We start from the raw sequence: 11,874 nt of genomic DNA on the forward strand, positions 1-11,874 counted from the left end.
GATGGGCGCCCAACTTGCTCCCGTCCTGGCCGCGCGGCACCGTCGCGGCCGCGGTTTTTCGCTGGTCGAGCTGATGGTCAGCGTGGTGATCGGCCTGCTGGCGCTGGTGTTCGCCACGCGGCTGGTCGTCAGCGGCGAACAGAACAAGGATGCCGCCGTCGGCGGTTCCGACTCCATGCAAAACGGCATGCTGGCGCTGTTCTCCCTCAGTGGCGACGCCGCCGACGCCGGCTGGGGCTTGAACGATACGATGCTGGCCGGCTGCGACACCGTGTTCTCCGACGCCAACGGCTACCAGCTGGCGGCGGCGCAGCGCGGCGGCGGCGCCATTACGCCGCTGGCGCCGGTGGTGATCCAGTCCAACGGCGCCAACAGCGACGTCGTGTCGTTCTATAGCGGCACCTCGCAGGCCGGCGTCGGCTCGACCAAGCTGGTGAGCAATTACGTCCCCGGCGAGGGCACGCTCACCGTCGACAGCCGCAATCCTTACGACTTCAATGTCGGCGACGTGCTGGTGGTGGCGCCCGCCACACCCGGCGCGCGGCCATGCACCGTATTCCAGTTGTCCGGCTTCGGCATCGGCGTCAACGGCAACCAGTTGCAGGTCGCCAGCGGCGCGGATTTCCCGTTCAATCCGCAGGCCGGGCTGACCACGGCGTACCCGCTCAACGTCAGCTATGTCTACAACCTGGGCAGCGCCGCGCGGCTGCATTTCCACACCTGGTCGGTCAACAACGGCATCCTGCTGCTGCGCTCGACCGACATGCCCGGCTCGGCGCAGCAGGGCGCGTCGGTGATCGACAACGTGGTGGCGCTCAAGGCGCAGTACGGCTTCGACAACCGCGCGCTGGCGGAGTACGACCCCAACACGCCCGGCAACAGCACGGTGCCGGTGTCGACCGCCAGCGGCATGCGGATCGGCGTCTGGAGTTCGACCATGATCGACGCCGACCACGACGGCGTCGTCGGCAGCGCCGGCGATTATCAGCGCATCGGTTCGGTGCGGCTGGCGGTGGTGGCGCGCAGCAAAAGCGCCGAAAAGCCCAACAGCGCCGGCCAGTGCGGCGCCACCACCGTGCAGTCGACCGTGTTCGCCGGCAATGCACCGGCCACGGTAGCGGCCGCGCCGGTGCAGGTGAACGTGGCGGTGGCCGGCGACACGCTCGATTGGAAATGCTATCGCTACCGCGTGTTCGAGACGATCGTGCCGATCCGTAACGCCCAATGGAGGCCATGATGATCCCGCTCCCACCGCCATCGCCGTCGCCTTTCCGCCGCCGCCGGCTCCAGCGCGGCATCGCGTTGCCGGTCATGCTGATCATGCTGACGGTGATGATGGTGAGCAGCATCTACCTGCTCAAGTCGAGCACGTCGACGACGATGACCGCCGCCAACCTGGCCTACGACTCGGCATTGAGCAAGTCGGCCGACGCCGGCCTGCACGCCGGCTTCGCCTATCTGCGCTCGGTGGTAAACCGTTCCGATTTGCTGGTCAACCAGCCCGCCCAAGGTTATGTGGCGACCCTGACGCCGACCTGGACCGTGAGCAACGCCAACTTCTGGCTCGGCGCCGTCACCATGGCAGCCAATCCGGCCACCGGCGACCAGGTGCAGTACGTGATCCACCGCATGTGCACCTTCCCGGGACCGTACAACGGCAACAACAACCGCTGCCGGACCACGTCGGCGCGGCCCAACAGCCAGGCGCCGCAGCCGTTCGGCACCTCGTTGGCGCTGGGCGGGCCGAAATTCCTGCTGCAGCCGCAGATCCACTATGTGGTGACGGCGCGCATCACCGGCGCGCGCGGGGCCAACGTGGTGACGCAAGCCGTGGTCTTGAAGGGGCCGTAATCATGAACAAGCAAATGAACAAGCACATGAGCAAGCACATCTTCCCGTCGCCGGCGTCGCTGTTGGCCGTAGTGCAGTCTGCGGCGCTGGCTGTGATGATGGCCTTGGCGCCATCCGCCGTCATCGCCGCCGCCACCCAGATCGCCCAGGTGCCGCTGCTCAATATCACCGGCACCGGCACGGTCAAACCCAATCTGATGCTGCTGTTCGATAATTCCGGCTCGATGGAGCAGACCTACACCCCGGATTACGTCAACGACAGCCTGTGCCGCAGCGGCGCCACCTTGCAGTCCGGCACGACCGTGTGCGCGGTCGGCCACCCGCCGTTCATGAGCCCGGATTTCAACAAGCAATACTACAACCCGGCGATACGCTATCTGGTGCCGATCAAGGCCGACGGCAGCTTTTATCCCGAGCAAAACCGCGCCAACACCACCGACTGGACCTCGGTCAGCGGCGACGGTTTCGGCGCCAGCAAGCGCGACCTGGCCGGCGCCACCGTCACCGCCAACCTCAACCTGGTGACCGGCTTTCCGGACCTGCGCTGGTGCGCCGGCGGCACCTGCCGGGCCAACACCTCCAGCTATACCTATCCGGACGCGACCTACCAGACCGCCAGCGCCGTCACCACCGGGCCTTACTACTACACCATCGGCGTCGGCCAGTTCTGCACCGACGACACGATGAAGGTGTGCCAATCGACCGCCGTCGGGGCGACGGCGCCGGCCGGCTATCCGGTGCCGGTCAAGGTGCGCTGGTGCAGCGACCGGCTGTTGACCCAGTGCCAGGGCAAGCGGGTCGGCGCCTTCATTTATCCCGGCTATTCGGCGCCGGCCGGCGCGGTGGCCGCCTACGGCACCATCGCCATCGGCGCCTCGGCCACGGCGACCTCGATGACCATCACCGGCGTGACGCTGACCGATGCCGGCGGCGTCCAGACCAGCCTGACCAATACCACCATCACCGCCGCCGCCGGCACCAACAGCGCCACCAAGCAGCAGACGGTGGCCAGCGCGCTGGCCGCCAACATCATCGCCACCAGCAACCCCACGCAAAAGCAGATGTTGGCCTGCGTGCGCACGCCCACCAGCCAGTCCAACGTGCCCGCCTGCAGTGTGTTCGGCATCACCCTGGCCTCCGACAACATCGTCGCGGTGGTGCCGGTGAACTGCACGGGCACGCCGAAGAGCGTCGCCGGCTGCGTCGTCGTCAGCGACGGCTCGCGCGCCGGCTGGGGCCTGTCAGTGACCGCGCCGCAGGCGGTGGTCACCGCGATGGTGCCGGCCAAGTCGGTGATCACCTTCGCCGGGACCAATACGGCCAACGGCTCCGGCCAGAACGCCATCCTGCGCAACCTGTCGCTGGGGACGACCGTGCTGGTTGGCGGCAGCAGCGGCGGCAACCCGCCTTACCTGAACATGGGCCGCAACCGCAGTCCCAGCTATGTGGCCGGCGCGCTGGCCGGCGAGATCGGCGTGACCGGCGCCATCCGCGCCTATCTGGGCGGCCACGCGCTGTGCCCGGGGCTGACGGACGCCAGCGTCTGCCTGCTGGATTACGGCGCCACGTCCAACGCCGCCGCGATCAGCAATTTCACGATGGACAACCAGGGCGGCGTGACGTGGACGCGCGGTGCGACCGGCGGTTACCAGGCCGCCGTCAACGACGGCATTCCGACCTCGACGGCGGCCATCTCGGCCGGATCGAGCGCGCCCAATCCCTTCGTGCGGGTCGACATCGTCAGCGGCCGGACCTATCCGAAGAGCGCCGACCGCGTCGATTGCGCCGGCGCCAGTTGCAGCTACGACGAGGAGATGACCAATTTCGCCAACTGGTACGTCTACTATAAAAGCCGGCTGCAAATGATGAAGACGTCGGTCGGCCTGGCCTTCGCGGCCATCACCGGCAACTACAAGGTCGGCTACGTCAAACTGTCGAACGCCGGCTCCGGCCAGGCGATCGACCAGAAGCCGGCCGACTTCACCGGCACCGCCCGCACCAACTGGTACACCAATCTGTACACCACCACCACCTCCGGCTCGACGCCGATCCGCACCGCGATGGACAACGTCGGCCGCATGTTCGGCAACCTGGCGCCCTACAACTACGGCACCGGCCAGGAGGTCGTGCAATATCCCTGCCAGCAAAACTTCCTGATCCTGACCACCGACGGCTACTGGAACGGCAGCACCACCAACAACGTGGTCAACAACGACAACGTGGAGAACCCGGCGCGTTTCTGCACCCAGGCGCGCGGCTGCGTCGACGGCAGGACGCAAGGGCAGCCATCGATCGCCGACGTCGCGCTGCACTGGTACAACGGCGGCTCCAGCACCACCACGGTGTCGCTGCGCCCGGCGCTGGAGCCGGACATGACGCGCCCCGGCTCGGTGCCGGCCGGCCCCGGCGAGAACACCCACCTGCACATGAATACCTACACGCTCGGCCTTGGCGTGGACGGCGTCATGACTTACGAGCGCAATTACGACACTGCGGCCAGGCCCGGCGGCGATTTCTACAACCTGGTCACCGGCCTCACCACCGGCTGTCCGTGGAACGGCAACGGCGCCTACGTCTGGCCCGATCCGGCCACCGCCAGCACCGCCAACACGGTGCAGGAGCGGGTCGACGATTTGTGGCACGCGGCCATCAACGGTCACGGCAAGTACTTCAGCGCGCAGGAGCCCAAGGAGGTCATCAGCGGCCTGAGCGAGGCGCTGTCGAACATGCAGGTGCGCAGCGGCGCGGCGGCGGCGGCCGCCACCTCGACGCCGAACATCACCCGCACCGATAACGATATCTTCTCCGACACCTTCACCACGGTGAAATGGTACGGCGAGCTGTCCAATCAGAAGATCGACATCACCAACGGCGACGTCATCCCGACGCCGGTCTGGACCACCAGCAGTACCCTGGGCAAGCGCGTGGCAGGCGGCACCGACACGCGCCGCATCTACATGATGAATCCGGCGGGCGCGCCCGGCGGCGACCTGCTCGATTTCCGCTTCGCCAACATGACCGGCATCACCGCCGGCTGGTTCAGCAACAAATGCGCGGCGCTGGCCCAGTGCACCTTGCTGTCGGCCCCCGACCGGGCCATCGTCAACGACGGCAACAACCTGGTCAACTGGCTGCGGGGGCAGCAGCAGCACGCCGACGACAACCTGTTCCGCGCCTATACGATGACGCCGGACGATCCGGGCGCGCCCTCGACGCCGATTCCTATCGTGCTGGGCGACATCGCCTCGTCCAAGCCGGCCTTCGTGCGCGCGCCGCTGGCCGAGTATCCGGATAGCGACTACGACGCCTACAAGGACAAATACGGCAATCCGGCCAGTCCGGGCTACCGCGCCGGCACGGTGTACACCGCCGCCAACGATGGCATGCTGCATGCGTTCAACGCCCAAAACGGCGAGGAGGTGTGGGCCTACGTGCCGCGCATCACGATGAAAAAGCTGCACGCGCAGGCCAGCACCACCTACGGCACCAACCACCAGTACACCACCGACGGCTCGCCCGAGGTGGCCGACGTCAAGGTGGACACGCCGTCAGGCAAGCAGTGGCGCACCATCCTGGTGGCCGGCCTGAACGGCGGCGGCCGCGGCTACTACGCGCTCGATGTCACCGACACAGGCGCCGCGCCCAGGCAGTTGTGGGAGTTTTGCGCCGATCCGGCCGTCTGCGCGCTCAACGATCCCGATTTGGGGCTGACCTTCGGCAACCCGCAGTTCGGCACCTTGGCCGACGGCCGCTGGGTGGTGTTCGTCACCTCCGGCTACAACAACATCACCGGCACGGACGGCGTCAGCGGCGGCGACGGCAAGGGCTACCTGTACATCCTGGACGCCTACACCGGCCAGTTGCTGAAAAAGGTCGGCACCAATTCCGGCGATGCCGTGACGCCGTCCGGGCTGGCCAAGATCACCGCCATTTCCGACGACCCGGGTTCGGACCCTAAGGCGACCTATATCTATGGCGGCGACAACCAGGGCCAGATGTGGCGCTTCGACCTGACGGCCGCCAGCGGAGCGGTGTCGGTGATCAAGATGGGCGACGCCGGCGTCACCAAGCCGATCACCACCCGTCCCGACGTGACCATGTGCGGCGTGCAGACGACCAGCACCGCCGGCGGCGTGACCACCACCAGCATGCGGGGCGTGCGGGTGGTGCTGTACGGCACCGGGCGCCTGCTCGATATTCCGGACACGTCCAGCACCGCGATCCAGAGCCTGTACCTGCTCAAGGACAGCGGCGTGCCGATCAGCAATGTGCGCGGCGCGACCATGGTGCAACAGACGCTCAGCCTGCTCGGTTCGAGCAGCAACACCAGCAACTATGCGATCACCAGCAACCCGGTCGACCTGTCGCAGAAGGACGGCTGGTTCTTCGACTGGTCGCTGGTCCCCGGCGAGCGCATGAACCTGGACCCGCAGATCGTCAGCGGCGTGGCCAACGTGGTGACCAACCTGCCGACGTCCTCGTCGTCTTGTTCCGTAGGCGGTTCGAGCAACCTGTACCAGGTTAATGTCTGCAACGGCCACGCGATCGGCACCCAGCCGGCCGGCATCACGTTATCGAGCACCTCGGCGGCGGTCGGCTTCATCATCGTGCGCCTGCCGAGCGGCCAGCTCAAGCTGATCTCGACGCTGGCCGACGGCCGCAAGGTGGTCAACGAGGGGCAGGAGGAGGCCGCCGCCGAGGCGCACCGGGTGGGCTGGCGCCGGGTCCGGGGCGAATAATCGCCGGCCGGAGCGGGGCGGCGGCAGCCGCAGTGGCCCCGCCGGCCCGTGAAACAATTCACACGGCAGAGCCAAGTGCCGGTAAAATCGAGGGTTTTGCAGAACCGCCTTAGATCGCGAACAAATGGTCAACGATATCGAAACCGCAATACCCGAAAATAACGACGACGCGGCCCCGGCGGCCAGCGCCAAAACGCCTGCGCTGATCGCGCGCGAAGTGCAGCGCCGCCGCACCTTCGGCATCATTTCCCACCCCGACGCGGGTAAGACCACGCTGACCGAAAAGCTGCTGCTGTTCTCGGGCGCGATCCAGATGGCCGGTACCGTCAAGGCCCGTAAATCGGGCCGCCACGCGACCTCGGACTGGATGGAGATCGAGAAGCAGCGCGGCATTTCGGTGGCCTCGTCGGTGATGCAGTTCGAATTCCGCGACCACGTGGTCAACCTGCTCGACACCCCGGGTCACCAGGACTTCTCGGAAGATACCTACCGCGTGCTGACGGCGGTCGACTCGGCGCTGATGGTGATCGACGCCGCCAAGGGTGTGGAGGCGCAGACCATCAAGCTGCTGGCCGTCTGCCGCATGCGCAATACGCCGATCGTCACCTTCATGAACAAGATGGACCGCGAGACGCGCGATCCGCTGGAACTGCTCGACGAGCTGGAATCGGTGCTCAAGATCCAGTGCGCGCCGGTGACCTGGCCTATCGGCATGGGCAAGAACTTCCGCGGCGTGTACCACCTGCTGAACGACGAGATCATGCTGTTCAAGGCGGGTGAAGAGAAGGCCGACGGCGCCTTCGAGATCATCAAGGGCATCGACAATCCGCGCCTGCAGGAGATGTTCCCGCTGGAGATGGACCAGTTGCGCATGGAAGTGGAGCTGGTCAACGGCGCCTCGCATCCGTTCGACCTGGAGCAGTTCCTGTCGGGCGTGCAGACGCCGGTGTTCTTCGGCTCCGCGATCAACAACTTCGGCGTGCGCGAGATTCTGTCGGCGCTGGTCGACTGGGCCCCGGCGCCGCGCGAGCGCGACGCCACGGTGCGTTCGGTCGATCCGAAGGAGCAGCCGTTCACCGGTTTCGTGTTCAAGATCCAGGCCAATATGGACCCGGCCCACCGCGACCGCATCGCCTTCCTGCGCGTCTGCTCGGGACGTTTCGAGCGCGGCATGAAGGTCAAACATTTGCGCCTCGGGCGCGAGATCAAGGTGTCGTCGGTGGTGACGTTCATGGCGTCGTCGCGCGAGCAGGTGGAAGAGGCGTACGCCGGCGACATCATCGGCCTGCCGAACCACGGCAATATGCAGATCGGCGACTCGTTCTCCGAGGGCGAGCTGTTGACCTTCACCGGGATTCCTTACTTCGCGCCGGACTTCTTCCGTTCGGTGCGGATCCGTAATCCGCTCAAGATCAAGCAGCTGCACAAGGGTTTGCAGCAGCTGGGCGAGGAGGGAGCGGTACAGGTCTTCAAGCCGGTGCAGGGCGGCGAGCTGGTCCTGGGCGCGGTCGGCGTGCTGCAGTTCGAGGTGGTGGCGAGTCGTCTGCTCAACGAGTACGGCGTCGACGCCGTATTCGAAGGCACCAGCATCAGCAGCGCGCGCTGGATTTCCAGCGACGACAAGAAGGCGCTGGCCGACTTCGAGAACGCGCTGGGCCACAACGTCGCCTACGACGCCGCCGGCAACATGGCCTACCTGGCCACGTCCAGCGTCAATCTGCGCTTGACCGAGGAGCGCTGGCCTAAGCTGAAGTTCCACGCCACGCGCGAGCACTCGGCCAAGCTGGTGTAATACTAATGCGCCGCGAGGGCCCGCAACAGCGCGGGCACCTCGCCGCTGATCTCGCGCGCCAGATAGCCCAGCGGTCCATGCCGCAGCGACAGCTGTTCCCCGGCCATCGCATGCAAGGCCACGCCCCAGGCGGCGGCTTGCTCCAACGCCGCGCCGCGCGCCGCCAGGCCCGCGATCAACCCCGCCAGCACATCGCCCGATCCCGAAATCGCCAACCCCGTATTGCCGCCCTCATGGCGCCAGCGTTTGCCCGACGGCGCGACGATCGTGGTGACCGCGCCCTTGAGCGCCACCACCGCTCCCCAATTGTCCGCCGCCTGCTGCGCCGCCAGTTCCGGCTGCGTGGCGATATCCTCTTTCTTCTCGCCTGTCAGCCCCGCCAGTTCGCCCGCGTGGGGCGTCAGCAGCACCGGACTATCGAAGCGGAAGCCGTCACGCACCAGGCACATGGCGCCGGCATCCAATACAAGCGGCGCGTGTGCGCAATGCGGAAGCAGCGACCGCACCAGCGCCGCGCTGGCCGCTTCGTCCTGCATGCCCGGACCGATCAACACCGCGCTGGCGCGCTCACAGGCCTTGTACAGACTTGCGCAACCGTCGGCCACCAGCCCGCCGTCGGGCGTCTCGCCCAAGCCGATCACGCGCGCCTCCGGCAGCGCCACGCCGAGCGCCGGCGCCACGCTGACCGCGGTCGCGATGGTCAGCTTGCCGGCCCCCGCCCGCAGCGCGGCGGTCGCCGCCAGCAATAGCGCGCCGGGCATCTCCCGTGACCCGGCCACGATCAGCACATGGCCGCGCACCTCCTTGTCGGCATCCGGCCCCGGCATCGGCAACTTCCAGTCGCGCAACGACCCAGCGGTAATAGCAACTCCGGGGTCAGGTCCACCAATGCTACACGGGCTCGTCCCTACAGACTCGATACCCTCGGGCTCGTGTAGAAATGGTGGACCTGACCCCGGATTGGAATTGGTGGTATTCATGATTTCGGGGCGGCCGGCATGTCCGGCTGGTGGGTGACCGGCGTGCCGCTGTCTTCCAGCGGCGCGACGAAGTTGGCTTGCACCAGCGTCAGCTTGCCGTGCTTGCCGGCCTTGGGGTCGAAGCGGTATTCGGTGATGCCGCAGTTGGGCACGTCGCCCATGCGGTCGATCGCCAGGATGCCTTCCTCGTCGAGCCGCTCGAGCAGGTAGCGGAAGCAGTTGACGATCACCTGGTGGGCGACGATCAGCACCCGCTCGCCCCGGTATTCGCGGCTGATGGTGTCGAGCGTACTGCGCAGGCGCAGGATGACGTCGCACCAGCTTTCGCCGCCCGGCGGACGGAAATAGAATTTGCCCACGTGCTGGCGCTGCTCGGCCAGCTCCGGGTATTTGTCGCGGATGCCCAGCGGCGTGAGGCGGTCGAGGATGCCGAACTCCTTTTCGCGCAGGCGCTCGTCGGCCACCACGGTGCTCAGGTTCTCGCGGCCCAGCTGATCGAGCACCGCGCTGGCGGTGGCGCGCGCGCGGATGTACGGCGAGAACAGCACCACCGTCGGCTGGCCGTCCGGTCCGAGCGCGCGGAACCAGCCGCCCAGCGCCTGCGCCTGGCGTTCGCCCAATGGCGACAACGGTACGTCGACGTCGCGCTCGGCGATGTCGATCAGGAACTGCGACGCGGCTTCGGCGGCGTCGCGCGCGACGTTGCCGGCGCTTTGGCCGTGCCGCACCAGCCAGATTTGATCAGGCCATTTTTGTTCGCGCTCCATCACTTGCCTCCGTCGATATCGAGCTCGATCCACACCGGCGCGTGGTCGCTGGGTTTTTCGCGCCCGCGCACGTCGCGGTCGACCTCCGCCGCCTTCAACGACGGCGCCAGGTCGGGGCTGAGCAGCAGGTGGTCGATGCGCAGGCCGGCGTTGCGTCCATAGGCGTTGCGGAAGTAGTCCCAGAACGTGTAGATTGTCTCGCCCGGATGCATGGTGCGCAGCGCGTCGGTCCAGCCCTGCGCCAGCAGCCGGTGGAAGGCTTCGCGCACCTCGGGCCGGAACAGCGCGTCGTCGCCCCAGCGTTCCGGCTTGTAGACATCGAGCTCGGTGGGCATGACGTTGAAGTCGCCGGCGATCACCGTCGGCGTGCCGCTGTCGAGCAGGCGCGCCGAGTGCGTGATCAGCCGCTCGAACCATTTGAGCTTGTAGTCGAATTTGGGGCCGGGGGCGGGATTGCCGTTGGGGAGGTACAGCCCGGCGATCAGCACCCCGTTGACCACCGCTTCGATGTAGCGGCTTTGTTCGTCCTCGGGATCGCCCGGCAGGCCGCGCCCAACTTCGATCGGCGCCACGCCGCGCGCCAGGATGGCGACGCCGTTCCAGCTCTTTTGGCCGTGCCAGACTGCCTGGTAGCCGGCTTCGTTGATCGCCGCCTCGGGGAATTTTTCCTGCGGCGCTTTGAGCTCCTGCAGGCAGACGGCGTCCGGCTGCGTCTCTTGCAGCCATTGGAGCAGGGCGGGCAGGCGGCTGCCGATGCCGTTGACGTTGAAGGTGGCGATACGCATGGATCTCCTTGTGTTTGGTTTGACTACTCGTCGTGGAGCACGGTGATCTGGCCGTTCGCCTCCAGGAATATGCATTTCATTTCATCTAGCGAGCAGTTGGCCTCGCGCAGCGCCTGGTCGACGTCGCCCTTGGCCACGTGGTTGCGGCGCATCGCGTCATGGAATACCTTGCCGTCGCGTCCCAGCAGCACCGCTTCGCCGTCGATGATGGCCGCGATCTTTTCGCTGCGCGAGGTGGCGACGGCGATCGCCACATTGAGCACGATCAAGGTCAGCGCCAGGATCAGCGCGCCCGGGATGGAATCGTCGCCGCCCGACAGCGAAGACGATACCGCCTCGCTCAGCAGCATGACCACCAGCAGGTCGAACGGCGTGAACTGGCCCACGGTGCGCTTGCCGGAAAAGCGCATCATGACCAGCAAGGCGATATACACGATACTCGCGCGCAAGACGAATTCCCACCATGGCAATTCCATGTCGAACATACATTTCTCCAGTACGATTCTTCGAGCGATTTCATTGCATTATATGCAGCGCGCCACGGGCGTGGCGCGCCGGTGCGGGGCCAAATCGCGGCGGCGGTGAAGCAACGCACATAGCGTGGGCGGCCTCGCCACTAAGCTGTGCGCATGCCCGATTGGATCGATTTCTTGCAATGGCCAGCGATGGCGGTGACCGTGCTTGCCGCCTGGCTGGTCGCGTCCACCCGGCACACCCGGCGCAAGGCCGGGTTCTGGTGTTTTCTCGCCAGTAATGTGTTGTGGGTGGTGTGGGGGCTGCACGACGAGGCCTACGCGCTGATCGCGCTACAGCTGTGCCTGGTCGCCACGAATATCCGCGGCGCTTTCAAGAACGAAGACAAGCCCGCCGAAGAAAAATAAGCCGGTAAAAAAAGCAACATCGGGTTGCGGCTTGGTGTATTATCCGACTAATGCACCAATACATAGAGCGATACAGCCT

At 66.4% G+C, this 11,874-nt stretch carries 9 protein-coding genes; 5 read left to right on the plus strand and 4 right to left on the minus strand.

Features of this window, described 5'->3' with window-relative positions:
• The first annotated feature begins 1 nt into the window (after nucleotide 1).
• The 4 genes from NHH73_13890 to NHH73_13905 all read left to right on the plus strand — a co-directional run bounded on the left by NHH73_13890 (nucleotide 2) and on the right by NHH73_13905 (nucleotide 8,382).
• Entirely contained in the window at nucleotides 2-1,237 is a 1,236-nt protein-coding gene (locus NHH73_13890; GenBank protein ID USX29309.1) for a PilW family protein, read from the plus strand.
• Nucleotides 1,234-1,851 carry a hypothetical protein gene (locus NHH73_13895; protein USX29310.1) on the plus strand — a complete coding sequence of 206 codons (618 nt, stop codon included), beginning with the start codon at nucleotides 1,234-1,236 and terminating at the stop codon, nucleotides 1,849-1,851. Before NHH73_13890 ends, NHH73_13895 begins: the two co-directional genes overlap by 4 nt.
• Nucleotides 1,852-5,033: 3,182 nt before the next feature.
• Nucleotides 5,034-6,590: a PilC/PilY family type IV pilus protein gene (locus tag NHH73_13900; protein ID USX29625.1), complete on the plus strand. Its 1,557-nt coding sequence runs from the start codon at nucleotides 5,034-5,036 to the stop codon at nucleotides 6,588-6,590.
• A 124-nt stretch (nucleotides 6,591-6,714) separates the two neighbouring features.
• Nucleotides 6,715-8,382 (plus strand): peptide chain release factor 3, encoded by a 1,668-nt coding sequence (locus NHH73_13905; protein USX29311.1) that lies wholly within the window; start codon nucleotides 6,715-6,717, stop codon nucleotides 8,380-8,382.
• 2 nt (nucleotides 8,383-8,384) lie between these two features.
• On the opposite strand, the gene NHH73_13910 is transcribed toward NHH73_13905, so the two are convergent.
• The 4 genes from NHH73_13910 to NHH73_13925 form a co-directional block, all read right to left on the minus strand.
• Complete coding sequence (locus NHH73_13910) at nucleotides 8,385-9,209, minus strand: NAD(P)H-hydrate dehydratase (protein USX29312.1); 825 nt, start codon at nucleotides 9,207-9,209, stop codon at nucleotides 8,385-8,387.
• Between the two features lie 149 nt (nucleotides 9,210-9,358).
• A complete protein-coding gene (locus NHH73_13915) occupies nucleotides 9,359-10,129 on the minus strand; it encodes a histidine phosphatase family protein (protein ID USX29313.1) in 771 nt (256 codons plus the stop codon).
• Complete coding sequence (xth, locus tag NHH73_13920; GenBank protein ID USX29314.1) at nucleotides 10,129-10,914, minus strand: exodeoxyribonuclease III; 786 nt, start codon at nucleotides 10,912-10,914, stop codon at nucleotides 10,129-10,131. Before xth ends, NHH73_13915 begins: the two co-directional genes overlap by 1 nt.
• A 23-nt stretch (nucleotides 10,915-10,937) precedes the next feature.
• Entirely contained in the window at nucleotides 10,938-11,399 is a 462-nt protein-coding gene (locus NHH73_13925) for a DUF421 domain-containing protein (protein ID USX29315.1), read from the minus strand.
• Nucleotides 11,400-11,543: 144 nt separating this feature from the next.
• On the opposite strand from NHH73_13925, the gene NHH73_13930 reads away from it, so the two are divergent.
• The gene (locus NHH73_13930) at nucleotides 11,544-11,795 is read left to right on the plus strand and encodes a hypothetical protein (GenBank protein ID USX29316.1); all 252 of its coding nucleotides are present in this window, start codon (nucleotides 11,544-11,546) and stop codon (nucleotides 11,793-11,795) included.
• Nucleotides 11,796-11,874 lie beyond the last annotated feature (79 nt).

The sequence above is a fragment of the Oxalobacteraceae bacterium OTU3CINTB1 genome (assembly GCA_024123955.1).
Classification (GTDB): Bacteria; Pseudomonadota; Gammaproteobacteria; order Burkholderiales; family Burkholderiaceae_D; genus Rugamonas.

Coding starts and splice junctions, on each gene's coding strand:
- NHH73_13890 (USX29309.1), top strand. CDS start 2: ATGGGCGCCCAACTTGCTCCCGTCCTGGCCGCGCGGCACCGTCGCGGC.
- NHH73_13895 (USX29310.1), top strand. CDS start 1,234: ATGATGATCCCGCTCCCACCGCCATCGCCGTCGCCTTTCCGCCGCCGC.
- NHH73_13900 (USX29625.1), top strand. CDS start 5,034: ATGACGCCGGACGATCCGGGCGCGCCCTCGACGCCGATTCCTATCGTG.
- NHH73_13905 (USX29311.1), top strand. CDS start 6,715: ATGGTCAACGATATCGAAACCGCAATACCCGAAAATAACGACGACGCG.
- NHH73_13910 (USX29312.1), bottom strand. CDS start 9,209: ATGCCGGGGCCGGATGCCGACAAGGAGGTGCGCGGCCATGTGCTGATC.
- NHH73_13915 (USX29313.1), bottom strand. CDS start 10,129: ATGGAGCGCGAACAAAAATGGCCTGATCAAATCTGGCTGGTGCGGCAC.
- xth (USX29314.1), bottom strand. CDS start 10,914: ATGCGTATCGCCACCTTCAACGTCAACGGCATCGGCAGCCGCCTGCCC.
- NHH73_13925 (USX29315.1), bottom strand. CDS start 11,399: ATGTTCGACATGGAATTGCCATGGTGGGAATTCGTCTTGCGCGCGAGT.
- NHH73_13930 (USX29316.1), top strand. CDS start 11,544: ATGCCCGATTGGATCGATTTCTTGCAATGGCCAGCGATGGCGGTGACC.